Raw genomic sequence first — 25704 nt, forward strand, 5'->3', positions numbered from 1 at the left:
CTTTTTAGTTTTTACTTTGTGAAAGCAAGAAACATTACAAATGATCAAGCTTTTACAGGATTAATGGTAAAACTAATTCAAAACTGTTGATTTATAGAGAAAAAAATTAAAGTTTAAGTTTTGTCAATAGTAAAATAAAATGATTCGAAAATGTAAAGGAGAGAATGTAATGTCGCAAGAACAGAAGTTAATTATATTAAATGAAATGTTTAAAAAAGAAGGCGGTGAAGAAGACGTTGAAGGGTTAACAATAATGATCGATGGGGTTATCAAGCAAGTTTTTAATAAAATAAAAAATGAAAGAAATTATAAAAGTAATAATGAAGTTATGAGAGATATTATTTTTGAAGGAATTAATAGTATAGTTAAAAAATCTTGAGGGTTTTAATGCAAAATAGAAACGCCTTCAGATCTCTTTTATACTTCACTTGGATAGCTACGGAAACGCTGGTTAACCGATGAGAAAAAAAGCTGCTGTCCACTCTACAAAATTCCCAAATGAGCATCAAGCTGGTATTCATGGAATAGGTTCAACAATAAACACCCAATTTAAAGGGAGAAAAAATAAATAGGCTAGAATTTACTAAGGTAAACCATGAAAATAGTTTATATCAAGTGACTGAAAACAAAACTAAAGAGGTTTTGTTAATGAGAAAACATATTAAATTAGATGTTCCAAAAGCTAATATACATCCCCTAAGAATAACACAAGGTTGGAAAGTGAATTATAATCATTTTGTTGAAATAGATCCAAGAACTTTAGAACCGGATGATGATTCCTGGTTTTTGTTCACAGACAGTTTGTTGCAGCTTTATCATGAACAATCCTCAATAACGCTTGATTTAGGCTGGGTTCCTGACATTTCTCCTGAAGGTAACTATCTGGTTTTAATAGTCAAAAATAATGATTGGGAGGAGCCTATTAAAGAATTTTCATCAGACGACTATAAAAAAGTGATTTTATATATTGAATATCATTTAAAACAAGTAACAACTACTTGGTGGAAGTAGTTAAATAACAAATGGATTAATGGATGGAATGGTTACTATTATGGAACATGGAATCAGATTTATTAATGAATATCCTGAAATTGGTGAGTTGCTTCAACGTCTATTTATGAATAGGGAATTAGACGAATGGTATAAGAACAAATGTGCAGAGAAAATAAAAGCGCCTGATGAATTTAGTCAAATAAAAGGTTTGAAAAAAATTGAAGTTAGAGATGTATACAATCCTTCTGGAGAAATCAATATCCACATGCAAGACCTTTCTGGGGAAAATGGATTTCATCTAGAACAGCAAATCAATATGAAAGTATCTAAATTGGTTCCTGTTTATGTACTAGATTATAGTTATTCCCTAAGACACGATTTAATTGATGGCGCTTATGATATTGTAGGGACCGCTGAATCTTTAGAATTCATTCAGGGAACGAACTATATCAATAAAATAATGCAAAAGAAAGGGTTTATCGAACTCAGTTATTTGTATGATTACTACGATACTGTGTATGAGTGGAGTGAATTGCCACATATACAGCCTTTCAACAGGAGATTAACATTAGGAGATGCCTTGTTTACTGATGTATTAGAATTGCTATAGTCATAAACTTGCCGTGTTGTCATCGGCAAGTTTTTTTACAATAATGAAGCTTTTTAAAGATAGGCCAACGAAGTACAAGGAGAAGCGGGATGGACAGAGATCATATTTCTCAATTACAGCCATTAAAAATCTGTGATGGCTGGTCTGTAGTACTGAACAATTTAAATTCAGAAAAAATAATGGAAGAAAAATGTGAATTACTAATACTGCAAAATGAAAAACGTAACGCCTTAATTAAGGTAATTTATGAAAGTGATCAATATCATATCAAAATTGTTAGCTTAAAAAAGGATAAGATTTATGAAGAAGACTCTTTTGATGAAATAGAACAATTATTAGAAGAGTTAGAATATCAAATCTGGAGTGTGGGAAGCGGGGGTTTAGAGGATTTGAAGCCGCTAACTAAACAGGTTCCCAATTTCTTAAGGCTAAAGATACCGGCTGGTTGGACTGTTGATTATATTACATTAAAAGATACTGATCCTGAGACTCTAGAGGCAAATGATGATGCTTGGTTATTTGACTTTAATCAAGACCTCCTACAGATTTCTCATAAGACAAAAAAATTGCTGCTTGACGTAGGGTGGTACCCAGAAGGGGATCCAACCGGAAGCTATGGCATTGAACTTATAAAAAACGAAGATTGGGACAATTCACTAGAAGAGGTAAGGTGTACTGAGCTTAAAGAATTAAGTAAACAATTAGATTATATTTTTATGAAAGAAATTAAAAATGAATATTAATACTATCTGCTTTCAATTTAACCGTAAATGAAAGAACGGAAAAAGATACTGGGGAAAAGCGGTAATGATACAGTTGTTCTTTAGGTAAGGTGGTATAATAAGTAATGAAATACGGGCGTTATCATAATAAAGTAAAAGAAGTTATTGTTTTTTCCAAAACCTTTTAAGTAGTTACATCAGATGATATTTCTTATTTTACTAAAATTATTAATGATAAAGATAAAGCGAAATACTATGCTTATGAAGATGTATTTGATGAAGATGAATATACGTGGAATGATCTAAAAGAAAATGAAATGAGTGAAGTATGGGACAAATATTATGAATTAGCCATGATCAAAAACCACAAAATTTAGACATATTACTAGAGATTTTTTCTGAAAATGTCAGAAGTGCTGCGACTGAATTTAATACTTTTTTTGAAGAGATCGTAGCAGACCTAAATAATTGTGCTATAAATAGGGCAATAAACGGGAAAATAGACAATTTTTTTGAAAAGCTTTTTAAAATTTATAAAGCGGGTTATTTTCCATGTGGTTGGGATAGAAATTATCCTAATGGGAATTTTATCGCCTTGAAAAAAGGTTATAAGCAATAAAGAATGTCAGTCTATGGTTGTATCGAAACGCAGGACGATTGAGCGAAAAGACTATTTTAAGAGAGGAAAACAAGTGAAATGAAAGTACATCAAATTCACGATTTTCATTTAAAAGATGAATCGGATTTTGTTCAAACACAACAATCCCTTATACATAAAATCAACCTATCACCCTCCATCACCCCAGACTCGATCAAAACCTGCGCAGGCGTCGACCTTGCCTATTGGGAACAGGACGGAGAACCGTATGGAGTGTGCTGTATCATCGTCATTGACGCTGATACAAAAGAAGTCATTGAAAAAGTGCACAGCATGGGGAAAATCAGTGTGCCGTATGTGTCTGGTTTCCTTGCGTTTCGCGAGCTGCCGCTGATCATCGAGGCGGCCAAAAAGCTGGAGACAGAACCGGATGTGTTTTTGTTTGATGGCAACGGGTATCTGCATTACAACCATATGGGCGTTGCCACCCATGCGGCTTTTTTTCTCAATAAGCCGACAATTGGGATTGCGAAAACCTATCTCAAAATCAGAAGCTGTGATTTCGTAATGCCTGAAAATGAAGTCGGTTCATACACAGATATTATCATTGACGGTGAGGTATATGGCCGGGCGCTGCGGACGCGGCGGGACGTGAAGCCTATTTTCTTGTCTTGCGGAAATAACATTGATTTAGAAAGCAGCTATCAAATCACGATGAGCCTGCTTAATAAAGAAAGCAGGCTGCCGATTCCTGTCCGCCTGGCTGACCTTGAAACACATGTCTTACGAACGTTTTATCAGAAAAATCACGGGTAACACTTGGGGCTCTAAGCCATCAAGTGTTTTTTTGTATGCTGTGTGCTTTCCTGCTTTATCAAAAACCTTGTCGTCCTTGCAGAGAGGTTTTATTTGAATGTTTTCCGCGTCAAATCGATAAAAGCCTTCAATGGCGCAGACATCCACTTGTCCTTATGCCATGCTAGTTGAGTAAAAACGAGGCAGTCGTTTTGCCAGTGGAGTTCTTTCATCCGACCTTCGGCAATATCGTCTTTTACTGTCATTTCAGGCAATAGTCCAATTCCAAGTCCGGCCATCACGCATTGTTTGATGGCTTCTATGCTGACGAATTCTAATTTGTTAGGGTAGACACCGGCGTCATGTAAAGCGTCCTCAAAGAGCGTGCGGTATGAGCAGCCGTCCTCTGTCAGAAGAAGGGTTTCGTTTTGAAGATCCTTCAATGTCACTGGTGAGTCTGCTGGAAAAGGATGGTCATTGGCAGCCACCATTTTGATCTCATCCTGAATCAGAGATTCAACGTGCAGTGCGTCTTCCGTCCGGTTCACATCCAAAATGAAGGTAATATCAAGCTGGCCCTGTAAGAGCTGTTCTTTCGCTTGTTCGTTGGAAATATACGGTTTGAATATGAGCTTTACTTGAGGAAAAGCCTGTTTAAAATCTTTTAAGATAGGGGGAAGGCGATATGTGCACTGGCTTTCTGTCGCTCCGATTTTCAAGGTTCCGGTTGTTTCTCTTACTTGATTTGCGGCCATTTTTGCTTCTTCTGTTAACGCAATAATCTTCTCCGCATAGGATTTGAATGTTTTGCCGGCTTCTGTCAGGATGAGCCGCTTGCCGAGCCGTTCAAATAAAGGAGTCCCGATTTCTTCTTCAAGTGATTTGATCTGAGAGGTAACGCTTGATTGTGCATAATTAAGCATTTTGGCGGTTAGGGTAAAGTTTACATGTTCTGCCGCCGTAATAAAGGTGATCAGCTGCTTCAATTCCATATGTTCTCGTCCTTTCTAAATCGGCTATATCGATTGGAGTAATCGAAATAATCATCTGTATTGATTAATGAATCCATTATATGATGGAGAAAATCATTCGTAAACAAAGGAGCAGATGCATCATGAAAATTGCGGTCATTAATGGCGGAACGAGGCCTGGCGGAAATACGGATATTCTTGCGGAGAAGGCTGTTCAAGGATTCGGTGCGGAGCACATTCATTTGCGGACATATCAGATCCAGCCGATTGAGGATCTGCGTCACGCTCAAGGCGGCTTTCGTCCTGTTCAAGATGACTACGATTCTATCATTGAGCGGGTATTGGTGTGCGATATTCTTGTATTCGCCACCCCCATTTATTGGTTCGGTATGTCAGGAACGTTAAAGCTGTTCATTGATCGCTGGTCACAGACCATGAGAGATCCGCGATTTCCTGATTTTAAAGAGCAAATGTCGGCAAAACAGGCATATGTGATAGCAGCCGGAGGAGACAATCCTAAGATAAAGGGGCTGCCGCTGATAGAACAGTTTGGTCACATTTTTGATTTTATGGGAATGTCATTTGAAGGCTATGTGCTGGGAGAAGGCAATCGTCCCGGCGATATTATATTTGATCAGCAGGAAATAGAAACTGCGGGCAGGCTATTGAAAAGAAGTGATGCCGTGTGAAGCTGCTGTTGTCCGTCATTGTTGGAATGCTTATTCTAGGATTCTTTTTATCTTGGAAAATGCCGCGATCTGAGGAATGGATACACGTCAAAACAAACTCATCTCAAGAGAAGCAATTTGCCAGAATGTCAGGAAACACGCTGCAAATCAAAAACGTGATCAAAAATGATGCAGGCAAAGAAACAATTTATATGACAAATGGCATTTCTGGCCCAAAATAAAAGCACCCTTTGAGGGTGCTTTTTTCTATAAATGAGGAACTACAAGCCCTCCATATAAAAATGCCGCGATAATCAGGAAAGCCGGATGCAGTTTGAATTTTGTCATGCAAAGGAGGGAAATGCCCGCAATCACTAAGGATTGAATCCAGCCGATGGCTTTGATGCCGTCTGCGCCGATTTGCCAAGTGAGAATAAGCATCATGACAGCGATAACTGGCTGAACAGACAGCGTCATGCCTTTGATCACAGGTGATTGGCGAAAGCGCTGAATGATGCGCAGCAGGACGATCAGCGCGAACGCGGATGGCACAACAGTCGCGATCAGCGCAATCAGAAAGCCGGGCCAGCCGCCTGCACTGTAGCCGACATAAGCGGCGATTTTGGTTGCGATCGGGCCCGGCAATGCATTCGCAAGTGCGAGCATGTTAGAGAATTGATCGTTTGACAGCCAGCCGCATCTGTTTACGACTTCTTCAAACATCAGCGGGATAGAGGCTGGGCCGCCGCCATATCCCAGAACGTTTGCGATAAAAAATGCTGTGAATAAAAACATAATGATCATGAGGCGGACATTCCTTTATCTTTTGAATGTTTATTTGTGATTTTGTCTTTCAGTTTAAAATGAAATGCTCCGTATGCTAAGAATATGATAATGACAATGCCGGGGTTGATCTGTAACAATTGCAGTCCGATAAAAGCGATGATAAAAAACAGGATTCCGGTGACCCAGCCAAATCCTTTGAGCGCTTTTTGTCCAAACTCATATGCCATAATACCGAGCATAACGGCGATAACCGGCGTCACGGCGCCAATCATGCCGGCGACAACCGCAGAGTGGCTTAAGACGTTTACTGCCGCAAATAAGGCAACCATCGCAAGGCATGTAGGCAAAATGTGGGCAAGAGTAGCGACAATTGCGCCTAGCGTGCCTTTTAGTTTGAATCCCAGATATGCCGCCATCTTGGTGGCGATCGGTCCGGGGAGTGCATTGGCGATGGCTAATATTTCTCCAAATTCATCATCATCTATCCATTTATATTTATTCACCGCTTCATGGCGGATCAGCGGAATCACCGATGGCCCGCCCCCGAAGCCTAAGATTCCGGTGCGCACCATTGCGGCCGTCATATCCCGATAAGGGTGGTTTTTCATTCGTTTCTCTCCTTTACAGCTTCATTCCCATACGGCTTTTGTACCGTTTGATCAGCATTTGGCAATCAACGCTGACGACACCCTGAAGCGGATACAGCCGTTTTGTTAAAAACTCTTCCATTTCCTGATCATTCGCGAAAATTCCGTGCATGTGAAGCTTGCTCGGGCCAGTCATGTGATAAAGGCTGGTGACTGCGGGTTCTTCTTCAAGCTTTAGAGCGACTTCTTCCAGGAATTGCGGCTCTACCTCGACATTAAAAAACACGGATACATGAATGCCGATTTTAGCTGGATTGATCACCGCTGTGAATTTTTCAATAACGCCTGCTTCAATCAGCTGATTAATACGTGATTGAACTGCAACACGTGATAAATCGACTCTTTTGCCAAGATCCGTATAAGAAATCCTTCCTTCCTCATGCAAAATGGTAAGGATCTGTTTGTCTATCTCATCAAGAACAAGGTTGGGGATTTGATATTCATTGCCCATTTGTTCCACCTGCTTTCGTTTGACTTTTAGTCAATATTTTATCATATAAGTTTCATTTCGTAAGAGTTAATTTAAATTTATTTTCACAATGAACAATAAAGTATTTTTATGTTTACGAAAAGGAGAAAGTTCGTCAGCTTTTCTTCCGGGTCAGTAGATGCGAAAACTCAGGCTCTCTATACTGAAGAAAATCTCTTGCAAAGGAGACTTGTGATGAACAGATCTATTATCGGCACTAAGCAAATGGTCGTCAGTCCGCATTACCTCGCATCACAAGCGGGAAACCGTATTCTGGAGAAGGGAGGAAACGCATTTGACGCCGCTGTCGCCGTGAGCGCTTGTCTGGCGGTTGTCTATCCGCATATGACGGGGCTTGGAGGAGATTCCTTTTGGCTGACCTTTCATCAAAAAACAAAGGCGGTAAGAGTGTACAATGGCAGCGGCCGTTCAGGAAAAAATGTGACGAGAGACGTGTATAAGGAGAAAAATGAGATCCCGCTGCGGGGGATCGACAGCGCAATTACCGTGCCGGGAATGGTCGATAGTTGGGATGCCGTGCTGAAGACATACGGACGGATGTCGCTTTCTGATGTATTGGAGCCTGCGCTCAATTATGCTGAAAATGGTTTTCCTGTATCTGCAGATCAGTGCCGGCATACAGCGGCGAATCTTGAACTGCTGGCGTCAACACCTTACACTGCTGATATTTTTACCAAAAACGGCAAAGCACCGGTCCCCGGTGAACGGTTTGTGCAAAAAGAGCTTGGGAACAGTCTGAACATGATTGCTGAAAGAGGAAGAAGCGCATTTTATGAAGGGGATATCGCTCAGCGGATTGTCTCGTATTTACAGCATAATGGCAGCTATATGACGCTTGATGACTTTACAGCACACAGGGGTGAGTGGATGGAGCCTATATCCTGTGATTACCGGGGGGGCACCGTCTATCAGGCGCCCCCAAATTCTCAAGGTTTTACGGGTTTACTGACGCTGAATATTCTGGAAAACTATGATTTCAGCCAAATTGAACATGGTTCATTTACCTATTATCATGTGCTCGTGGAGGCACTGAAAAAGAGTTTTCTGGATCGGAATGCCGTTCTGACTGATCCGGTGTTTGCTGATATTCCGCTGGAAAGGCTTTTGGACAAAAGCTACGCCAAGCAGCTGGCGGAAGAAATCGGTTATATAGCTGAACCGGCGGAAAGCAGACCGATTGGCAGTGATACCGCCTATGCCGCGGTGATGGATTCGGATGGCAACGCGGTGTCGTTCATTCAAAGCCTTTACTTTGAATTTGGCTCGGCTGTTACTGCTGGGGATACAGGCATTCTCATGCAGAATCGCGGCTCATTTTTCTCATTGGATGAAAATCATGTCAACACACTTGAGCCGAGAAAGCGCAGTTTCCATACGCTGATGCCGGCTATGGTCTGTAAGAACGGGAAACCGAAGATTCTGTACGGTACGCAAGGGGGCGAAGGCCAGCCGCAGACTCAGACCGCGATTATCACCCGAATGCTGGACTATGGAATGCATCCTCAGCAGGCAATCAGCGAACCGCGCTGGGTATGGGGCAGAACGTGGGGCGAGGATTATGAAGGTCTCAGAGTTGAGAACAGAATCGCAGAGGAGACAGTCGACATGCTAAAAGAAAGCGGCCATCTCGTGGAGACAGTCAGTGATTATGACCCGCTGATGGGCCATGCCGCAGCAATCGCAGTGGATGAGGAGGGCTTTCTCCAGGGAGGAGCCGATCCAAGGGGGGATGGGGCGGCTGTTGGGATTTGACAAGCTAGAAAAATATACATATGTATATTAAGAGAGCAAGAAACAGGCCCGCATCAATCAGGTGGTACATATATTGTTTATCTTCAGGTCTATACCTCCATTCTATAAAAAAGCGTAGAGAATCAATCGAAATAAAAAATAAAAGAAGCATATATCCCACAGGGAAAAAGATCATAGAAAAAACAAACAAAATCAGTAAAAAGATTTCTATTAATCTCTGTGTGCTGCTGACTGGCTTGTACAGCCAGCCTGATTTATGGATACCGAACTTTTTTTTGATAAGAAATTGCAGTGCTGTGCTGAACGATACCATGACCAGAAATAACAGCCAAAAATGAGTACTCATACCAATCCCTCCTAAACTCATCTCTTTATACGTTCGTGGGAGAGAAAATGTTTCATAGAAAAACACCCGGGGATTACTCCGGGTGTTGCATTTTTACAGGATGTGTCTGCTGCTGAAAAATGGTTTTCATTTTATCCCATGCGATTTCTGTGTTTTCATCGAGATCAAAGAGGCCTGAATTGCCGATGATAAAAATGTCATTCCCAGCTTCCGCAAGCATGCGGAAGGTTTTTTCATTACAGGAGCCGTCAACTTCAATGGCATACGTATAATGATTTGTTTCTCTCCACTCTTTAGCCGCACGGATTTTTCCAGTCATTTCTGCGATAAACGGCTGCCCGGCAAAACCCGGATCAACGGTCATAATCGTCAGTTTATCAATCAAATGCACATAAGGGCTGATCCAATCTAGCGGAGTGGCCGGGTTCAATACAATCCCGACCTTTGCGCCATGATCTTTGATTTTGTGTATCAGCCGAAACGCCGAACGGTTAATGGTTTCGGCATGAACGCTAATGTAATCAGCGCCGGCCTCTGCTGTCATATCGATAAAATCCTCCGGCCTTTCAACCATCAGGTGGGCATCAATCGGGAGAGCTGTCATCGTTCTGAGCTGGCTGATGAAAAATGGAGACAGCGTAATGTTTTTGACAAAATGGCCGTCCATGATATCAACATGATACATATCGGCACGGCTGTTTAGAATGGTGATCTGCTCGTTGAATTTTGTTAAATCCATACACATCAGAGAAGGTGAAAATAAATGTTTCATGACGCATACCTCACTTTAATTGAAGAATTGTATGATCCAGCCAAGAAGAATCCCGATAATGCCGAAGTCTGAATCGCCGTAAGTCGTGCCTTCAAATCCGAGCGAGCCAAGAACCGGCAGAAGAAGCGCAGGCAGAAAAGAAATGAGAATGCCATTGGCAAACGCACCGAGTACAGCCCCCCGCACTCCGCCGGTTGCATTTCCATAAACTCCCGCAGCGGCTCCTGTAAAGAAATGCGGTACAAGTCCCGGGACAATAACACTGAGACCGAAGACCGGAAGAAGAAAAATAGAAACAATACCTGCCAGGAAGCTGGATAAAAATCCGATAATCACAGCGTTTGGCGCAAAAGGAAAAACCGTCGGACAGTCAAGAGCGGGTTTGGCGCCTTTCACTAGCTTCTCAGCGATGCCTTTAAAAGCAGGGACAATTTCCGCGATTACCATCCGAACCCCCGCCAAGATGACATATACCCCAGCAGCGAACGTAATGGCCTGCATAAAGGAGTAAACGAGGAAATGGCTTCCGCCGCTCAACGATGATTCAATATAATCCTTTCCGGCGAAAGGAGCGACAATAAAGAAAAGGAGTGCCATCGTTAAAGAAATGGAGACTGACGTATCCCGCAGAAATCCTAATGATTTCGGAACTTTGATATCCTCAGTCGAATGAGATGGATTGCCCGTATGTTTGCCGATGAATCCAGCAATAAAATAGCCTGCAGAACCGAAATGGCCGAGAGCGAGATCATCGCTTCCTGTAATTTTTTTTGTGTACGGCTGAAGGATGGCGGGTGACAGCACCATCAGCCCCCCAAGAATAATGGCGCCCGCAGCAATGAGAGGAACACCGCTGATGCCGCCGGTAATCAGTACGGCGGAGATCAATGAAGCCATGTAGAGAATATGATGGCCGGTTAAGAAAATATATTTAAATGGCGTGAGACGCGCCAGCAATATGTTAACAATCATTCCGAAAATCATAATGAGTGCCGTTTCCGTACCAAACGTTTTTTGAGCAATGGCGGATATTGCATCTGTATTTGGTACGACGCCTTTAATGTGGAATGCTTTTTCGAACATGCTGCTGAACACGGCTAGTGAATCTGAGACAATCGACGCCCCGGCGCTGAGAATGACGAATCCCATTGCCGTTTTCAGTGTGCCCGATACGGTATCCGCAGCGTTTTTCTTTTGCAGAAGCAGACCGGCTAAGGCAAAAAGTCCAATTAAAATAGCAGGAGTTCCCAGGAAATCGTTAATCAAAAAATCAAGCATCAGATGCACCCCCGTCGTCTATGTTTTTGTGTGTTACAAGTTGGTAAGGATGGCTTCTTTGATTTCTTTCTGGTCCAGCAGGTTTTTGAGTCCGACAACATTACGAGTTCCATCGTCAAGACCTGACACAATATCGGCTGATCCTAGATACAGATCCGCTTGCTCCGTTTTGCTTGAAGTGAGGTCTGTATGTGTAACATCAGCGCTGATGTTCAGTTCATCAATGATTTTTTTCACATTCATTTCAACAATAAAGCTTGATCCAAGTCCGTTTCCGCAAACAATTAAGATTTTTTTCATTCGAATCACTCCTAGTTTGAGTATTTTTGAATCATTGGCAGCACATCTTCTGCCGATTGAGCGTTAATCAGCAATTGAATGTTTTCGGGATCACCCAGCATATTCGTGAGCTGGGAGAGGGCTTTCAAATGGGTGTCATTGTCGATTGCCGCTAGCACGATAATCAGCTGGACTGAATGCTCGGGCCGGTCTGAAAAGGAAACGGCTTGGTTCAGTCTCAGAAAGCTCATGCCGATTCGATTCACACCGTCTTCAGGCCTCGCGTGCGGGATGGCTACATTCGGCGTAATGACGATATATGGGCCCAGTGTCTGAATCGTGGCAATCATGGCATCGACGTATTGCGGGGTAACAGACCCGTCATCCAAAAGCGGCTTTGCCGCCATGCGGACGGCATCCGCCCAACAGGGGGCAGAGTCGGCCATCGTTATATGGTTAGGTGTCATTAATTCAGCAAGCATTGGTTTGCGGTTCGCCTCCTTTTCATGTTTGTGCGGCTGTCCTAAATACTCGGTCAGTTCTTGCATCAGCTCTGTTTTATGAATGCCTTCTGCATGTTTTTCGATGATGCCCATGATGTCATGAACACTTGGATGGAAATGGGGAGCGCTGTTTGAGAGCGCATCTACTTTTTTCAGCAGGCTGATCTTTTCCTTGCTGTTCAGTATGGGATTAACGATGAGCACAGGCACCCCTCTGTCTGGGAGCGGAACAGTTGAGATCAGGACATCAGTTTCAAGCGTCATTGTTTCATAGACACGGCTTGATACGGTTTTCAGAATATCGACATTCGGCAGAAGATCTTCTATTTGGCTCTGTAAAATTTTTGAAGTGCCGATGCCGCCCGGGCAGACAATAACCGCTGTTTTTCTAAGTGAGGGCGCGACCCCTTCACGTTTCATCCAGCCTCCGAAATGCATGGCGATAAAAGCTGTTTCTTCACTGCTGACAGGTTTTCTTAATTCTTTTTGAAGGTGATGAACGACTTTTTTCGTTAAGCAGAAAATATCACTGTATTTCGTTTTGATGGAGGCAGCTACATCACTCTCATGAGGGGTGATATTATATTTAATCCTGTAATAAGCTGATTTCAAATGAAGCACCAGATGTTTTTTTAGATTTTCCGGGTCCTGAAAAAGCACGCAGGCGTAACGCTGGAAATCGACAATCATTTTGTCCGCGATATCATGTATCGCATCCAGCTCACCTGCAATGAGACTTGAAGCGGGGAACTGACTGATTTTAGCCCCTAACAGATGGATCGTGAAGTAGCACATCTCTTGATCAGAAATAAAGGCTTTTTCCGGCAGTTCCGCGGCCGCCGCCGCCCGAACGGCCGCTTCATATTCCTTCGTTTGCCTGATGGCGTATTGCTCTTCTTGTTCTAGAGTGATTTCTTTTCCCGCCTTTAATCTGATCAGAAATAACGTAAAGTGCACACTTAAGCCCGCGAGAACATGATCAGCAAATTTCATGTGAAGAAGCTTTTCGAAAGTCAGCAGCATAGACCGCATGGTTTGGATCTGCTGTTCACAAGCAGCCGGATCGGGACATAGATCGGTAACGGCCTCAGTGCTGCTGCTTTTTTGCATGAGCTGATTTGCGTATTCTGCCAGCAGTTTTCGTTTTTGCTGCTCTATTCCTGAGAAGAAATACCCCTTTTCTTTGGTAAAGGAAAGAACGATGCCGAATGTCTTCAGCTTTTCGCGAATATGCTTCATATCCTGAATAGCGGTGTTGCGGCTGACATGATTTTCGTCAATGAAGTTCTGCAAAAGTAACCGTCTGTTTCTCGTTAAAATGCGCAGGATCACTCTTGCCTGCCTTTCTGAGGGAGAATATTCATAGCTTGAATTTGTCAGCGTTTTCATTTCTGATGTCAGCATTTTTTTCGTTTGGTCTTCTAAATAAAATCCTGCTGAACGCCTTCTTTTGATCGGTGTCAGTCCGGTCTCTTTCAGCCAGCTGTTAATTTTTTCAATGTCATAATACAGTGTTCTCCTTGAAATTTTTAATTGCTCCGTTAATTCGCCGCAAGTAACATAGCTGGTTGTGTTGAGAACCTGATGAAGAATGGCTGATCTTCTTTGGTCTAAAGGCATGCCCATCAGCTCCTTATGTGCAGGTGATATCAGTCTGCCGTCCTTCTCTTCGTGCGGGCTTATTTCAATTGTAATGGGGAGCATCTGAATTTATAAGACCAAATCAGTGCAAACGGTTTGTGCAAATGTGATTCCTACAAACAAAAAAAGCCAGACACATGCTGCGCCGGCTTTTTTGAATAACGGTGTCTTTTTGACTAGTTTCTTCTATATAAATAGTCCTTTTATGAACTCGGACGAATCAATGTAAATTCTTCACCGAGCTTTGCATAATGGTTTCCGGCTAATCTGGAAGCCGGCTTTAATTCGTCCGTCAAAATATACCCTTTTTCTGCGTCATACACCTTCTCATCGAGGTGAAAACAGACAACTCTGCCAATAAGCAGATCAGCCGTGGTCACACCATGATCATTGTCGAAGGTGATATGCCGTTCGAGCTTGCATTCAAAACGAATGCGGGCTTCTTGAATGCCGGGCACCGAAACAGCCGTGCTCTCTACACAATGGAGAGAGGTGCGTGTCATTTCACTTTCGTCCGGCCCTAAACTTGCCGCCGTTTCATTGATGTCTTCAATGATGGCTTCATCACTGACATGGACGACAAATTCACCGTTTTCTATCGCGTTTCTGGCTGTGTCTTTTTGCCGGCCTTCTGATCGGTTAACAGAAATACTGAGTAGCGGAGGATCTGAGCTGACCACGTTATAGAAACTGAAAGGTGCCGCATTGATTGCCCCGCCTGAAGAAAGTGTTGTAACAAATGCGATCGGGCGCGGAATAACGGCTCCTGACAGCAGCTTATACGTCTCTTTGGCACTAAGCTCTTCTGCTTGAAATATGTACACAACAACACCGCCTTTATTGTAAGAGTACCATGATTATAACGAAATCCATTCAAGGAAACCAAATGATGCGGGTTGCATATGCTATGTCATGACATATAACTGATATAGGGGAATTAGAAAATAGGCTACCGTACGTATGCCGGAGCCTATGATGACAGTTTCATTATTTATATTTCTTTTTGACTACCCAGCAATTGCCGTCTTTCCAGAACTCTTTTTTGCTGTCGTAATCATCTTTTTTGCGATGATGATCATTTTTCCAGTGTTTTTTGCGAGAGCGGTACGACTTTTTGTAGCTGCGAGATTTTCTGTGTGAACAGAATGATTTTTTGTAGCTGCGAGATTTTCTGTGCGAACAGAATGATTTTTTGTAGCTGCGAGATTTTCTGTGCGAACAGAATGATTTTTTGTAGCTGCGAGATTTCTTGTGTGAGCAGTAAGATTTTTTATGGCTGCGAGATTTCTTGTGTGAGCAGTAAGATTTTTTATGGCTGCGAGATTTCTTGTGTGAGCAGTAAGATTTTTTATGGCTGCGAGATTTCTTGTGTGAACAGTAAGATTTTTTATGGCTGCGAGATTTTTTGTGTGAACAGTAAGATTTTTTATGGCTGCGAGATTTTTTGTGAGAGCGGTGCGACTTTTTATGACTGCGTTTTTTTCCACGAGGCTCTTGGTATAAATAAGTTTTTAAACCTTCTTTTTTTGCGGATTTCACCGCTTCTTTGATATCAGAATGGGAATAGTGGCCCAATTGAAATCCTCCTTTTTTTAATTTGTTTAAGGATGAAGATCCTTACTACACACATAGTACGCACGATTGTAAAAAGTGTATAAGTGTTCCGCTGAGATCTCACAAAAATAAAAGCCTAATTTTGAAGGGGGACTACGGATGAAGAATCAATCAAATTTGCCTCTTTATCAGCTGTTTATTCATCCAAAAGACTTACGGGAATTAAAAAAGGATATATGGGACGATGAACCGGTTCCGGCTGTGTTGAAAGTGAATCAGAAAAGATTTGATATCGACATCGCTTATCGCGGATCTCATATTAGAGATTTCAAAAAGAAGTCGTACCATATTTCCTATTATCAGCCGAAAACATTTCGCGGCGCCCGCGAGGTTCACTTGAATGCGGAATATAAAGATCCTTCCATGATAAGAAACAAATTGTCTCTCGATTTTTTCTCAGAGCTGGGGACGCTGTCTCCAAGGGCAGAATTTGTGTTTTTAAAGGTAAATGGAAAGAATGAAGGAGTGTATCTTGAGCTTGAATCCGTGGATGAATATTATTTAAGGAAAAGGAAGCTGGCGGACGGAGCGATTTTTTACGCGGTAGATGATGATGCTAATTTTTCTCTCGTGAGTGATTTGGAGAGGGAAACGAAGAAGTCGCTTGAGCATGGGTATGAAAAGAAGACGGGGACTGAGGAAGATGATTTTTATTTGCAGGATATGATCTTTAAAATTAATACTGTCCCTAAAGCCCAATTTAAAACAGAAGTGACAAAGCATGTGAATATTGATAAGTATTTGCGCTGGCTGGCTGGCATTGTGTTCACCTCAAACTATGACGGGTTTGTCCATAATTACGCTTTGTATAGAAGCGGGGAAACCGGATTATTTGAAGTGATTCCTTGGGACTATGACGCAACCTGGGGCAGGGATATCCATGGGGGGCGGATGGCTGCAGATTACGTAAGAATTCAAGGGTTTAATACATTAACCGCTCGCATTTTGGATGAACCCGATTTTCGCAGGTCCTACAAGCATCTGTTAGAAAAAACGCTCCGATCTCTCTTTACCATTGAATATATGAAACCAAAAATATTGGCGCTTTATGATCAAATCAGGCCGTTTGTCCTGATGGACCCATATAAAAAGAGTGATATTGAACGTTTTGACCGTGAGCCGGAAGTGATTTTTGAGTATATTAAAAATCGTTCACAATACATCAAAAGCAATTTAAGTATTTTGTGAATCCATGATTATAGGTATTCGCTGAAAATCAGACAATTAGGCTATTGAATTAGTTCAAGAAATAACTGTGACACGTATATATGCAATATATTTATCATCTATGTATAAATGACTAGGAGGGTAATGAATGAGCAAGAGGAGAACTAAAAATTATTCAAATCATGATATATCTTACTATCATTTTTTGCATTCAATGCAAGATAAAATTGTCACTGTATATCGAGGAGGTCCCGAATCTAAAAAAGGAAAATTGGTAGCTGTAAAATCAGATTATATCGCTTTACAAACTGAAAAAAAACCATTTATTATCAATTGGATCATGTAAAAAGTATTACAGAGGATACCAATAATAGCACAACAACAATTGAGACGGCAGAAATGGCTGATGCTGATGATTTTCACAGCTTAATCGGACAATTAATGAACCAATCCGTTCAATTAAATCAAGGTGGTCCGGAATCTAAAAAAGGAAGTTTGGTGTGGCTAGGAGATGATTACGCTGCGTTAAACACAAGTGAGGATGGAGTAGTTTATTTTAATATTCATCACATCAAAAGCATAAGTAAACATGAGTCCGCTTTAAATAAAGAAGGACATACGCCAAGTGTCTTGGAAGCTGATAACCTAAACGAAGTTTTTAAGAGTTTAACTCATAAATGGGTTTCGATTAATCGAGGAGGACCAGAAGCAATTGAAGGTATCCTCGTAGATAATGCGGATGGTCATTATACTTTAGTGAAAAATCAAGAAGTGCTTCGCATATATCCTTTTCATATCAAGAGCATCAGCTTAGGCCCAAAAGGCTCTAACAATCAAAAGAAAGAACATGATGATAAAGAAGAAAGCAAAAATGATATAGACCAGAAACAAAAACAAGAAGAAGAGGGGGACAGTAATTCGTTAACATCTTCAAAATCACATAGCTCATCAAGTTCGTCCAAATCAAATAAACGATCATCAAGATCTTCAGATTATCAATCATCAACATATGATCGTTCATCAGACACCAGCAGTTCGTCCAAATCAAATAAACGATCATCAAGATCTTCAGATTATCAATCGTCAACATATGATCGTTCGTCAGATACCAGCAGTTCGTCCAAATCATATCGGTCACCAAGATCTTCAGATTATCAATCGTCAAAATATGATCATTCATCAGACACCAAAAGTTCGTCCAAATCATATTGGTCATCAAGATCTTCAGATTATCAATCATCAACATATGATCGTTCATCAGACACCAAAAGTTCATCCAAATCATATCGGTCACCAAGATCTTCAGATTATCATAGCACCGGAAGCCAAAAGGAAGATTATAGCTATGAAACGATTGTCAAAACGATAGACTATCATTGGAAGCGCAAATTTTAATAGATAATGAAGGTGCATCAATAAAGTGATGCCCTTTTTCATTCAATTAAAGGGGGAGAATGGTGAAAGGTTTGAATCAATTTCTTGACACAGATGTTGATGTTGTCATTTCAGGAGATACAAGATTTGTTGGCACACTTATAGATATTGGACAGGATATTTTTGTTATATTTAATGGCTGCAATTATCTTTATATTCCTTTGCTGCATCTCCATCAAATGAACAAAGCAATAATAAATACGAATACTGGGAAACCAATTTTAAGAGATCCGGAAGATACAATAATGCAGGCGGAAAATAATAGTTTTTCTTACAGAAACACATTAAACAATGTGAAAGGCAAATTTATTGAAGTTTATGTAACTGGGGATCGGTCGATACATGGATATGTTACAAGTGTTTTAAATGATTATATTGTATTTTTTTCACCTGTATTTAAAACACTTTTCATATCTATGCATCACTTAAAGTGGTTTACCCCTTATTCAACAGAGCAAACGCCGTACACTCTTGACAACTCTCAATTGCCTGTCGTACCTTCCAGTGTTTCACTTGTACGTAATTTTGAGGAGCAGATCAAGAAATATACTGGCCAATTGGTTATATTTGATATGGGGGAAGTGCCAGAAAAAGTCGGTCTGTTAAAAGATGTATCTAATAATATCATTGAGCTGATTAACGCAAGTGGAAAGTCAATCATTTGGAAGTTAAATCATCTAAAGACAATGCATCTCCCCTAGCGTAGCCTCTACTGAAAATAAACTGCCCTCGAATAGCAGAAGGCAGTTTTTTATTTCATACACTGCTAAAGAAATAACCAACTGATCCAAAAATATAAACATGTTAACGTAAAAAGAACAGTCAGCGGAATGATTAAAATGGTTGTTTTTAAATATTCACCCCAAGAAATACTTTCATCATGCTGTTTTAAAATATGCATCCAAATAAGTGTTGCTAATGTTCCTATAGGTAATAATAAGGAACCAATATCACTGCCAATAATATTTGCCAAGTAGATGATTTTTGCTGTTGAAGGATTCAGGCTCATTTCTGTTAAAGTAAAAGTACTGATCATTAAAGCCGGATGGTTGTTGAATAGATTCGAAAAAACAGAGGTAGAGATACCTGATACAAAAGTAGCGTAGGAGAGGCTTCCAGAAACTATCGGTTTGAAATGATTTACAATTAATTCAGTAAATCCTATATTGTGCAGTCCATAAATGAGGACATACATAGTAAAAGCAAAAATAAAAATGTGCCAAGGTGCCTTGAAGAGCAAGTCTCTGGGAGAGGTTTTGAAATAAACCCATCTCCAGGCCAAAAGGATAATTGATCCGATGACAGCGACAAGAGGAACGGAGATACCGGTATATGACGCGGCAAATAAGCTGATTCTGACGAGAAAAACAAATGCGAGTACAAATAACATTATCTTTGTTTGATTTCGTTCCGGTATCGGAGCTGATGGCGAATGAAGGGGATGGTACCTTCTGTGTCGCAGAGACTGAAAATGGTTCGGTATATCCGGCAGGCTTTTAGGAAGACGTTTATAAAAGAAAATAAACAGTAGACAAGCCATAAAAATGAGTCCCATCATACTAGGGACAAACATCATGGCAGTGTGCAAATATAAATCCATTCCAATCATTTTGAGAGAAATTAAATTTACAATATTACTTACGCCGATCGGTGCGCTGGAGGCTGTAGCTATTAAAACGCCGCTTATGAGATAAGGGGTTTTTTGATGTTTTTTCAAACCTAAATATTTTAAAACCAGCAAAAGGATGGGGGTTGTGATCAAAACGCTCCCATCATTATTTAGGAAAATGGTCATTAAAAAGCAAAGTGAATTGGTTAACCAAAAAAGCTTGATGCCTGATCCCCTGGATTGTTGGAGCAGCTTTGCAGCCACCCAATAAAAGAACCCAAAACTTTCTAATGCAATGGCCATGATCATAGTGGCAAGAATTGTGACCGATGCACCCGTGACTTTTGATCCTATTTCACCTAAGTCGGTCAATGACACACTTCCGCATAATAACACCATTAAAGCGCCTATTGTCGCGGGGATAGCTTCATTTAATCCTTTCGGTCTCCAGAAAATAAAAATCATTGTTATGAAAAAAGCGAGCAATGTTAATATACTCGTGAACTGTGTAATATATTTCACCTCTCTAACTATCATTCTAAAATCAAACGATTGTCATACGCTTACTAGTATCCTTGCCAACTATTTGTACTGTATGTATACGTATACTGATATGAAGTTGTACTAAGCGATTATATTATATTAATTAAAATTCCATGAGAATCCCAAAAGAAAAAAGAGTTTGCAAGTATCATTTCAGGTACTTGCATCACTCTCTTTAGTTCTTAACTGCTGACAATTTGAAATATTAATAAATTGCTTCAAAAGCGGATTTTGATTGTCTTTGCGATAGGCGATAACCCATTCGGCATTCAGCTGTATTTTATCTATTGTTCGATAAGTCACATCCAAGTTAAATAATTTTTTAGCTGAGGAAGGTACAAATGTAATCCCGATGCCGGCGCTGACTAATCCAATGACCATTTGATATTCAGTCGCTTCTTGTACAATGTTTGGCTTAAAGCCAGCCTGCTCACAAAATTGGATGAAATCAACGTATAAAGTAGGCCATGCTTCCTTGGCTACAGTAATAATCGGTTCATCTCTCAAATCTTCAATTGTAATGGCTTCCTTAGATGTTAACGGATGTTGTTTAGGCAAAGCTAAAACACAAGGGCTGCTTTGGGCGATTTCAGTATGCAATGCTGTGTGCTGTAAAGGAGGATGAAGTATACCAATATCAATGTTGCCCTTTAGCAGCTCCTCTTGCTGCCTAAACGAGGATATTTCACGTAATTCTATTTTTACTGATGGGAATTTTTTACGATATTCCCGGACAATCGGCGGCAGAAATTCATATGTAGCTGATCCGACAAAACCGATAACGAGATGGCCGTGCTCGCCGCGAGCCGTCCGCTGTGCCAATTCAATCGCTTGATCAATTTGCATCAAAGCCGTGCGGCAGTGATTTAAAAATATTTCTCCGGCTGCGGTTAGCTCCACAAATCGTTTTGTCCTCTTCAGAAGCGTCACCCCGACTTCTTTCTCCAGCTGTTTGATCTGCTGGCTGAGAGGAGGCTGTGTCATGTTCAGCCGAAGCGCAGCTTTCCCGAAATGAAGCTCTTCGGCAACTGCGATAAAGTATTGAAGGTGGCGAAGCTCCATCAATATGCATTCCTTTCTTAGGTTAATAATTCGTAATACATATTAATCATAAGTCGAATTGATATTGGAGGTCAATTTCCAAAGAGTGTATAGTGAAACGTATCACAAGATTTATTTAAATTTTTATGTTTAAAATGCATAATAAGGAGTGAGGGTGTTGACAAAAGCAACAAAAGAACAAAAATCCCTTGTGAAAAACAGAGGGGCGGAGCTTGTTGTTGATTGCTTAGTGGAGCAAGGTGTCACACATGTATTTGGCATTCCAGGTGCAAAAATTGATGCGGTATTTGACGCTTTACAAGATAAAGGGCCTGAGATCATTGTTGCACGGCATGAACAAAATGCGGCATTTATGGCGCAGGCTGTAGGCCGTTTAACTGGAAAACCGGGAGTCGTTTTAGTCACATCAGGACCGGGTGCTTCTAACCTGGCAACGGGACTGCTGACTGCAAACACTGAAGGTGACCCTGTCGTTGCGCTTGCTGGGAATGTTATCCGTGCCGATCGTTTAAAACGGACTCATCAATCATTGGATAATGCGGCGTTATTTCAGTCGATTACAAAATACAGTGTAGAGGTTCAAGACGTAAAAAACATACCGGAAGCTGTTACAAATGCATTTAGAGCAGCGTCAGCAGGTCAGGCTGGGGCCGCTTTTGTGAGCTTTCCGCAAGATGTTGTGAATGAAGTCACAAACACCAAAAACGTGCGTGCAGTGGCAGCGCCAAAACTTGGCCCTGCACCAGATGATGCAATCAGTGCGGCTATCGCAAAAATCCAAACAGCAAAACTTCCTGTTGTTTTAGTCGGAATGAAAGGCGGAAGACCTGAAGCGATTAAAGCGGTTCGCAAGCTTTTGAAAAAGGTTCAGCTTCCATTCGTAGAAACATATCAGGCTGCCGGGACTCTTACAAGAGAGTTAGAGGATCAATATTTCGGCCGTATCGGTTTATTCCGCAACCAGCCGGGCGATCTGCTGCTTGAGCAGGCTGATGTTGTTCTGACAATCGGCTATGACCCAATTGAATACGATCCGAAATTCTGGAATGTCAATGGAGACCGGACGATTATCCATCTGGATGAGATTCTGGCTGACATTGATCATGCTTACCAGCCTGAGCTTGAATTGATCGGGGATATCCCATCTACTTTGGATCATATCGAACATGATGCTGTAAAAGTGGATTTTGCGGAACGTGAGCAAAAAATCCTTTCTGATCTAAAAGAATATATGCATGAGGGAGAGCAGGTGCCTGCAGATTGGAAATCAGACAGACTGCATCCTCTTGAAATCGTTAAAGCATTACGAAATGCAGTCGATGATAACGTCACAGTGACATGCGATATCGGTTCACACGCGATTTGGATGTCCCGTTATTTCCGCAGCTATGAGCCGTTAACATTAATGATCAGTAACGGTATGCAAACACTTGGTGTTGCGCTTCCGTGGGCAATCGGTGCTTCATTGGTGAAACCGGGAGAAAAAGTCGTTTCTGTCTCTGGTGACGGCGGTTTCTTATTCTCGGCAATGGAGTTAGAGACAGCGGTGCGCTTAAAAGCTCCAATTGTACACCTTGTATGGAACGACAGCACATATGACATGGTTGCATTCCAGCAATTGAAAAAATACAATCGTACATCTGCAGTCGAGTTCGGAAACATCGATATCGTGAAATATGCGGAAAGCTTCGGGGCAACCGGTTTGCGTGTCGAATCACCAGACCAGCTGGAAGATGTTCTGCGTCAAGCCATGAATGCTGAAGGCCCTGTTATCATTGATGTCCCAGTTGACTACAGTGATAACGTTAATTTAGCGAGTGACAAGCTCCCAAAAGAATTTGGAGAACTGATGAAAACAAAAGCTCTCTAGCACTCTGCGCACCAAGACACTGTTTTCGAAGAACAGCACATTACTAAAGGAGTGAAGGGAATATGAAACAAGAAAGCAACATTCAAATGCTGAGCCGCGGCAAAAAAGAACAGCCCGTTAGCCAAATTTATCAAGTATCAACAATGACTTCTCTTTTAGACGGAGTATATGACGGCGATTTTGAACTGTCAGATATTCCGAAATACGGAGACTTCGGTATCGGGACTTTTAACAAGCTTGATGGAGAGCTGATTGGATTTGACGGCGAATTTTACCGTCTTCGTTCCGACGGCACTGCGACACCTGTGCAAAGCGGAGACCGCTCTCCGTTTTGCTCATTTACGTTCTTTACACCGGATATGACGCACAAAATTGATGCGAAAATGACACGTGAAGAATTTGAAAAAGAAATCAACAGCATTCTGCCAAGTAAAAACCTATTTTATGCCATCCGTATTGACGGATTGTTTAAAAAAGTGCAGACAAGAACGGTAGAACTGCAAGAAAAACCATATGTGCCAATGATTGAAGCGGTTAAAACACAGCCGATTTTCAACTTCGACAACATCAGAGGCACAATCGTTGGTTTCTTGACTCCTGCTTATGCGAACGGAATCGCCGTTTCTGGCTATCACCTGCACTTCATTGACGAAGGACGAAATTCAGGCGGACACGTCTTTGATTATGTGCTTGAGGATTGCACGGTTACGATTTCTCAAAAAATGAACATGAATCTCAGACTTCCAAATACACCAGATTTCTTTAATGCCAATCTGGATAACCCGGATTTCGCCAAAGATATCGAAACGACTGAAGGAAGCCCAGAATAAAAAAAGCAAGCCCGCACATGTGCAGGGCTTGCTTTTTATTTGGCACTTTACCTGATTTTAGTTAAAATAACATTAAAATGATAAAGGTGTGGGTCTCATTGAAAATACTGGTTTTGGCTGTTCATCCTCAAATGGAAACCTCAGTCGTCAATAAGGCGTGGGCAGAGGAATTAAGTAAACATGACAATATCACTGTACGGGAGCTTTATAAGGAATATCCGGATGAAGCCATTGATGTTGCCAAAGAGCAGCAGCTATGCGAGCAATACGATCGGATTGTTTTCCAATTCCCGCTTTATTGGTACAGCTCACCGCCGCTTCTTAAAAAATGGCAGGATCTTGTGCTGACATACGGCTGGGCCTTCGGGTCAGAAGGGAAAGCTCTGCATGGCAAAGAGCTGATGCTGGCTGTTTCCACAGGAAGCGAAGCGGAAAAGTATCAGGCGGGCGGAGGGAATCATTATTCGATCAGTGAGCTCCTGAAGCCGTTTCAGGCGACAAGCAATCTGATTGGCATGACATATCTCCCGCCATATGTGTTTTATGGCGTGAAATACGCCAATGCTGAGGATATTGCGATCAGTGCAAAACGGTTAGCTGATTATATCCAGCAGCCTTTTTCTTAAAAAAGAAACGCCCTGTCCGGAATGGGACAGGGCTTTCTCTATTAAAAATCGGGTAATTCAGATAGGTTATTATCCTTTATGCCGTCTGGTTCACTTCTTAAAATGTCACGTCCGTATTTATGAAATACATCAACGTGAGCGATCTTTCCCGCTTTTGCTTCTGATAGCGCAGTGGGATAGTCCAGTTCTCTTCCTGTGTTCGTTTTCACCGCGATAATATTGTCTTCCTCATTTCTTCTGACCGCGATAATTTCTTCTTTTCCGGACGTATCAACTGGCTGATCGATATTTGTTTGTTTGGATTTATACGATTCATATGCAGCTTCAAATTGATCCATTTTTCCACCTCCATCCTTTAACGTAAACAAAAATGCTGTTGATCATGTATAGATTTCGACACGGCATACGACAATATTTCCTGAGAAATATTTTGAATGCGACAATTCAATCCATAATTAGCGAAGAAAAAAGGGATTCCGTTCTGTAAACGGAATCCCTTTCGGTTATTTTGTCATTTGCAGGTCCTTTGTTTTGATATAACCTGTCTTACCGCCGTAATCTACATAGACCCAATCAAAGTCAAAGCCGCCTTTTTTTGTTTTACTCCAGCCTAAAAAAGATACGCTTGTGTTAGCCGGGAGTGTCTTGATGCTTTTTCCTTCAGCGGATGTATATGCTTTCGTCTTTGTTTTGGTTTTTACCGTTGTCGCTGCCTTTACAATGTAATGAGTAGAGACAAAGCCTGTCTTTCCGTTTTTGTAATGAACCTTTGCCCAATCAGCGTTTGAAAACGAAATGAGCTTTAAGCTGTCGCCCAGATGAAGGGTGTCGGCTTTAGCGCTTGAAGCGGAGGCCTTTGTTCTGACATTCAGAGCCTCTGCTGAAACCAAGTAGGAATCAATCGGATAGCTGTATAAATCATCAATGCTTACGTTTGTTTCTGGCTGTTGTGCATGAATTGTGTTTGCGCCGCCTGCAGAAGCCGCAGTTATTCCGGCTGCAAGTGCAAGTGTAGACAGTACTTTCGTGGGTTTGTTCATTGCGTTCCTCTCCTCACATAAGAGAAATAATCATTTCTATTATTCCTTTCACGTTTTG

At 41.4% G+C, this 25704-nt stretch carries 28 protein-coding genes and 2 pseudogenes; 15 read left to right on the plus strand and 15 right to left on the minus strand.

All coding sequences use genetic code 11. The annotated features are described in order from the left end of the window. Window positions 1–169 precede the first annotated feature (169 nt). The 6 genes and pseudogenes from KXD37_RS08455 (at window position 170) to KXD37_RS08485 (ending at window position 3739) form a co-directional block, all read left to right on the plus strand. Entirely contained in the window at window positions 170–379 is a 210-nt protein-coding gene (locus tag KXD37_RS08455; protein WP_059335108.1) for a hypothetical protein, read from the plus strand. Window positions 380–648: 269 nt separating this feature from the next. Further along, window positions 649–1011, plus strand: coding sequence for a hypothetical protein (locus KXD37_RS08465; protein WP_059335107.1), 363 nt, complete (start codon window positions 649–651; stop codon window positions 1009–1011). A gap of 40 nt (window positions 1012–1051) precedes the next feature. Further along, a complete protein-coding gene (locus KXD37_RS08470; protein ID WP_059335368.1) occupies window positions 1052–1603 on the plus strand; it encodes a hypothetical protein in 552 nt (183 codons plus the stop codon). Between the two features lie 89 nt (window positions 1604–1692). Next, complete coding sequence (locus tag KXD37_RS08475) at window positions 1693–2346, plus strand: hypothetical protein (RefSeq protein WP_059335106.1); 654 nt, start codon at window positions 1693–1695, stop codon at window positions 2344–2346. 104 nt (window positions 2347–2450) lie between these two features. After that, window positions 2451–2944 (plus strand): annotated as a pseudogene (locus KXD37_RS08480) (hypothetical protein). A gap of 78 nt (window positions 2945–3022) precedes the next feature. Then, window positions 3023–3739, plus strand: a complete 717-nt coding sequence (locus KXD37_RS08485) for an endonuclease V (protein ID WP_106021932.1) — start codon at window positions 3023–3025, stop codon at window positions 3737–3739. An 89-nt stretch (window positions 3740–3828) separates the two neighbouring features. Here the strand turns inward: KXD37_RS08485 and KXD37_RS08490 are convergent, their stop codons facing one another. Then, window positions 3829–4710, minus strand: a complete 882-nt coding sequence (locus KXD37_RS08490; RefSeq protein WP_106021933.1) for a LysR family transcriptional regulator — start codon at window positions 4708–4710, stop codon at window positions 3829–3831. A 122-nt stretch (window positions 4711–4832) separates the two neighbouring features. Here KXD37_RS08490 and KXD37_RS08495 point away from each other — a divergent pair, with 122 nt between their 5' ends. Both KXD37_RS08495 and KXD37_RS08500 read left to right on the plus strand, forming a co-directional pair. Beyond that, on the plus strand, window positions 4833–5378 hold the full coding sequence (locus tag KXD37_RS08495; protein ID WP_263463481.1) for a flavodoxin family protein: 546 nt from the start codon (window positions 4833–4835) through the stop codon (window positions 5376–5378). Continuing rightward, window positions 5375–5599 carry a hypothetical protein gene (locus KXD37_RS08500; RefSeq protein ID WP_059292391.1) on the plus strand — a complete coding sequence of 75 codons (225 nt, stop codon included), beginning with the start codon at window positions 5375–5377 and terminating at the stop codon, window positions 5597–5599. The genes KXD37_RS08495 and KXD37_RS08500 overlap by 4 nt, the downstream gene beginning before the upstream one ends. Before the next feature lie 25 nt (window positions 5600–5624). Here KXD37_RS08500 and KXD37_RS08505 read toward each other — a convergent pair whose 3' ends face one another. Genes KXD37_RS08505 through chrS form a run of 3 tightly spaced genes read right to left on the minus strand, consistent with a single transcriptional unit; the run spans window position 5625 to window position 7241 of the window. Next, window positions 5625–6161, minus strand: coding sequence for a chromate transporter (locus KXD37_RS08505; RefSeq protein WP_263463482.1), 537 nt, complete (start codon window positions 6159–6161; stop codon window positions 5625–5627). Next, window positions 6158–6751 carry a chromate efflux transporter subunit ChrB gene (gene chrB, locus KXD37_RS08510; protein WP_024123093.1) on the minus strand — a complete coding sequence of 198 codons (594 nt, stop codon included), beginning with the start codon at window positions 6749–6751 and terminating at the stop codon, window positions 6158–6160. Before chrB ends, KXD37_RS08505 begins: the two co-directional genes overlap by 4 nt. 13 nt (window positions 6752–6764) lie before the next feature. Next, window positions 6765–7241 carry a chromate efflux transcriptional regulator ChrS gene (gene chrS / locus KXD37_RS08515; RefSeq protein ID WP_024123092.1) on the minus strand — a complete coding sequence of 159 codons (477 nt, stop codon included), beginning with the start codon at window positions 7239–7241 and terminating at the stop codon, window positions 6765–6767. Window positions 7242–7454: 213 nt separating this feature from the next. On the opposite strand from chrS, the gene ggt reads away from it, so the two are divergent. Continuing rightward, window positions 7455–9032 carry a gamma-glutamyltransferase gene (ggt, locus tag KXD37_RS08520; protein WP_106019677.1) on the plus strand — a complete coding sequence of 526 codons (1578 nt, stop codon included), beginning with the start codon at window positions 7455–7457 and terminating at the stop codon, window positions 9030–9032. A gap of 4 nt (window positions 9033–9036) precedes the next feature. Here ggt and KXD37_RS08525 read toward each other — a convergent pair whose 3' ends face one another. The 7 genes from KXD37_RS08525 to cotG form a co-directional block, all read right to left on the minus strand. Continuing rightward, on the minus strand, window positions 9037–9378 hold the full coding sequence (locus tag KXD37_RS08525) for a DUF4181 domain-containing protein (RefSeq protein ID WP_095712858.1): 342 nt from the start codon (window positions 9376–9378) through the stop codon (window positions 9037–9039). A gap of 73 nt (window positions 9379–9451) precedes the next feature. Beyond that, on the minus strand, window positions 9452–10150 hold the full coding sequence (gene alsE, locus KXD37_RS08530) for a D-allulose 6-phosphate 3-epimerase (protein ID WP_188323342.1): 699 nt from the start codon (window positions 10148–10150) through the stop codon (window positions 9452–9454). A 15-nt stretch (window positions 10151–10165) separates the two neighbouring features. Then, window positions 10166–11428 (minus strand): PTS ascorbate transporter subunit IIC, encoded by a 1263-nt coding sequence (locus KXD37_RS08535; RefSeq protein WP_263463483.1) that lies wholly within the window; start codon window positions 11426–11428, stop codon window positions 10166–10168. Between the two features lie 33 nt (window positions 11429–11461). Then, a complete protein-coding gene (locus tag KXD37_RS08540; protein ID WP_024123087.1) occupies window positions 11462–11728 on the minus strand; it encodes a PTS sugar transporter subunit IIB in 267 nt (88 codons plus the stop codon). An 11-nt stretch (window positions 11729–11739) separates the two neighbouring features. After that, complete coding sequence (locus KXD37_RS08545) at window positions 11740–13830, minus strand: BglG family transcription antiterminator (RefSeq protein ID WP_106021938.1); 2091 nt, start codon at window positions 13828–13830, stop codon at window positions 11740–11742. A gap of 224 nt (window positions 13831–14054) precedes the next feature. Beyond that, a complete protein-coding gene (locus tag KXD37_RS08550; RefSeq protein ID WP_106021939.1) occupies window positions 14055–14675 on the minus strand; it encodes a flavin reductase family protein in 621 nt (206 codons plus the stop codon). A gap of 163 nt (window positions 14676–14838) precedes the next feature. Continuing rightward, window positions 14839–15426, minus strand: coding sequence for a spore coat protein CotG (gene cotG / locus KXD37_RS08555; protein ID WP_263463484.1), 588 nt, complete (start codon window positions 15424–15426; stop codon window positions 14839–14841). 138 nt (window positions 15427–15564) lie between these two features. On the opposite strand from cotG, the gene cotH reads away from it, so the two are divergent. The 3 genes and pseudogenes from cotH to KXD37_RS08570 all read left to right on the plus strand — a co-directional run bounded on the left by cotH (window position 15565) and on the right by KXD37_RS08570 (window position 18767). Then, window positions 15565–16653: a spore coat protein CotH gene (gene cotH / locus KXD37_RS08560; RefSeq protein ID WP_106019671.1), complete on the plus strand. Its 1089-nt coding sequence runs from the start codon at window positions 15565–15567 to the stop codon at window positions 16651–16653. Window positions 16654–16780: 127 nt separating this feature from the next. Beyond that, a pseudogene (locus tag KXD37_RS08565) lies at window positions 16781–18027 on the plus strand (spore coat protein CotH). A 62-nt stretch (window positions 18028–18089) separates the two neighbouring features. Then, entirely contained in the window at window positions 18090–18767 is a 678-nt protein-coding gene (locus KXD37_RS08570) for a DUF2642 domain-containing protein (protein WP_106019669.1), read from the plus strand. Window positions 18768–18832: 65 nt separating this feature from the next. Here the strand turns inward: KXD37_RS08570 and KXD37_RS08575 are convergent, their stop codons facing one another. Together KXD37_RS08575 and alsR are read right to left on the minus strand one after the other, a co-directional pair. Next, window positions 18833–20161 carry an arsenic transporter gene (locus tag KXD37_RS08575; protein ID WP_106019668.1) on the minus strand — a complete coding sequence of 443 codons (1329 nt, stop codon included), beginning with the start codon at window positions 20159–20161 and terminating at the stop codon, window positions 18833–18835. Between the two features lie 210 nt (window positions 20162–20371). Continuing rightward, window positions 20372–21280 (minus strand): acetoin biosynthesis transcriptional regulator AlsR, encoded by a 909-nt coding sequence (gene alsR, locus KXD37_RS08580; RefSeq protein ID WP_059292399.1) that lies wholly within the window; start codon window positions 21278–21280, stop codon window positions 20372–20374. 157 nt (window positions 21281–21437) lie between these two features. On the opposite strand from alsR, the gene alsS reads away from it, so the two are divergent. The 3 genes from alsS (at window position 21438) to KXD37_RS08595 (ending at window position 24606) form a co-directional block, all read left to right on the plus strand. Further along, window positions 21438–23150 carry an acetolactate synthase AlsS gene (gene alsS / locus KXD37_RS08585; protein WP_024123079.1) on the plus strand — a complete coding sequence of 571 codons (1713 nt, stop codon included), beginning with the start codon at window positions 21438–21440 and terminating at the stop codon, window positions 23148–23150. Window positions 23151–23212: 62 nt separating this feature from the next. Then, entirely contained in the window at window positions 23213–23980 is a 768-nt protein-coding gene (gene budA / locus KXD37_RS08590) for an acetolactate decarboxylase (protein WP_024123078.1), read from the plus strand. Between the two features lie 98 nt (window positions 23981–24078). Further along, window positions 24079–24606: an NAD(P)H-dependent oxidoreductase gene (locus KXD37_RS08595; RefSeq protein ID WP_044159591.1), complete on the plus strand. Its 528-nt coding sequence runs from the start codon at window positions 24079–24081 to the stop codon at window positions 24604–24606. A 41-nt stretch (window positions 24607–24647) separates the two neighbouring features. Here KXD37_RS08595 and KXD37_RS08600 read toward each other — a convergent pair whose 3' ends face one another. Both KXD37_RS08600 and KXD37_RS08605 read right to left on the minus strand, forming a co-directional pair. Then, the gene (locus KXD37_RS08600; RefSeq protein ID WP_024123076.1) at window positions 24648–24944 is read right to left on the minus strand and encodes a DUF3892 domain-containing protein; all 297 of its coding nucleotides are present in this window, start codon (window positions 24942–24944) and stop codon (window positions 24648–24650) included. 165 nt (window positions 24945–25109) lie between these two features. Further along, on the minus strand, window positions 25110–25646 hold the full coding sequence (locus tag KXD37_RS08605; RefSeq protein ID WP_095712870.1) for an SH3 domain-containing protein: 537 nt from the start codon (window positions 25644–25646) through the stop codon (window positions 25110–25112). Window positions 25647–25704: the final 58 nt, after the last annotated feature.

This window comes from Bacillus sp. XT-2, assembly GCF_025696525.1.
GTDB lineage: Bacteria > Bacillota > Bacilli > Bacillales > Bacillaceae > Bacillus > Bacillus halotolerans.

What these genes read in the sequence shown, in the direction of transcription:
- KXD37_RS08455 (WP_059335108.1), top strand. Translation starts at nt 170, where the DNA reads ATGTCGCAAGAACAGAAGTTAATTATATTAAATGAAATGTTTAAAAAA.
- KXD37_RS08465 (WP_059335107.1), top strand. Translation starts at nt 649, where the DNA reads ATGAGAAAACATATTAAATTAGATGTTCCAAAAGCTAATATACATCCC.
- KXD37_RS08470 (WP_059335368.1), top strand. Translation starts at nt 1,052, where the DNA reads ATGGAACATGGAATCAGATTTATTAATGAATATCCTGAAATTGGTGAG.
- KXD37_RS08475 (WP_059335106.1), top strand. Translation starts at nt 1,693, where the DNA reads ATGGACAGAGATCATATTTCTCAATTACAGCCATTAAAAATCTGTGAT.
- KXD37_RS08485 (WP_106021932.1), top strand. Translation starts at nt 3,023, where the DNA reads ATGAAAGTACATCAAATTCACGATTTTCATTTAAAAGATGAATCGGAT.
- KXD37_RS08490 (WP_106021933.1), bottom strand. Translation starts at nt 4,710, where the DNA reads ATGGAATTGAAGCAGCTGATCACCTTTATTACGGCGGCAGAACATGTA.
- KXD37_RS08495 (WP_263463481.1), top strand. Translation starts at nt 4,833, where the DNA reads ATGAAAATTGCGGTCATTAATGGCGGAACGAGGCCTGGCGGAAATACG.
- KXD37_RS08505 (WP_263463482.1), bottom strand. Translation starts at nt 6,161, where the DNA reads ATGATCATTATGTTTTTATTCACAGCATTTTTTATCGCAAACGTTCTG.
- chrB (WP_024123093.1), bottom strand. Translation starts at nt 6,751, where the DNA reads ATGAAAAACCACCCTTATCGGGATATGACGGCCGCAATGGTGCGCACC.
- chrS (WP_024123092.1), bottom strand. Translation starts at nt 7,241, where the DNA reads ATGGGCAATGAATATCAAATCCCCAACCTTGTTCTTGATGAGATAGAC.
- ggt (WP_106019677.1), top strand. Translation starts at nt 7,455, where the DNA reads ATGAACAGATCTATTATCGGCACTAAGCAAATGGTCGTCAGTCCGCAT.
- KXD37_RS08525 (WP_095712858.1), bottom strand. Translation starts at nt 9,378, where the DNA reads ATGAGTACTCATTTTTGGCTGTTATTTCTGGTCATGGTATCGTTCAGC.
- alsE (WP_188323342.1), bottom strand. Translation starts at nt 10,150, where the DNA reads ATGAAACATTTATTTTCACCTTCTCTGATGTGTATGGATTTAACAAAA.
- KXD37_RS08535 (WP_263463483.1), bottom strand. Translation starts at nt 11,428, where the DNA reads ATGCTTGATTTTTTGATTAACGATTTCCTGGGAACTCCTGCTATTTTA.
- KXD37_RS08540 (WP_024123087.1), bottom strand. Translation starts at nt 11,728, where the DNA reads ATGAAAAAAATCTTAATTGTTTGCGGAAACGGACTTGGATCAAGCTTT.
- KXD37_RS08545 (WP_106021938.1), bottom strand. Translation starts at nt 13,830, where the DNA reads ATGCCTTTAGACCAAAGAAGATCAGCCATTCTTCATCAGGTTCTCAAC.
- cotH (WP_106019671.1), top strand. Translation starts at nt 15,565, where the DNA reads ATGAAGAATCAATCAAATTTGCCTCTTTATCAGCTGTTTATTCATCCA.
- alsR (WP_059292399.1), bottom strand. Translation starts at nt 21,280, where the DNA reads ATGGAGCTTCGCCACCTTCAATACTTTATCGCAGTTGCCGAAGAGCTT.
- budA (WP_024123078.1), top strand. Translation starts at nt 23,213, where the DNA reads ATGAAACAAGAAAGCAACATTCAAATGCTGAGCCGCGGCAAAAAAGAA.
- KXD37_RS08600 (WP_024123076.1), bottom strand. Translation starts at nt 24,944, where the DNA reads ATGGATCAATTTGAAGCTGCATATGAATCGTATAAATCCAAACAAACA.
- KXD37_RS08605 (WP_095712870.1), bottom strand. Translation starts at nt 25,646, where the DNA reads ATGAACAAACCCACGAAAGTACTGTCTACACTTGCACTTGCAGCCGGA.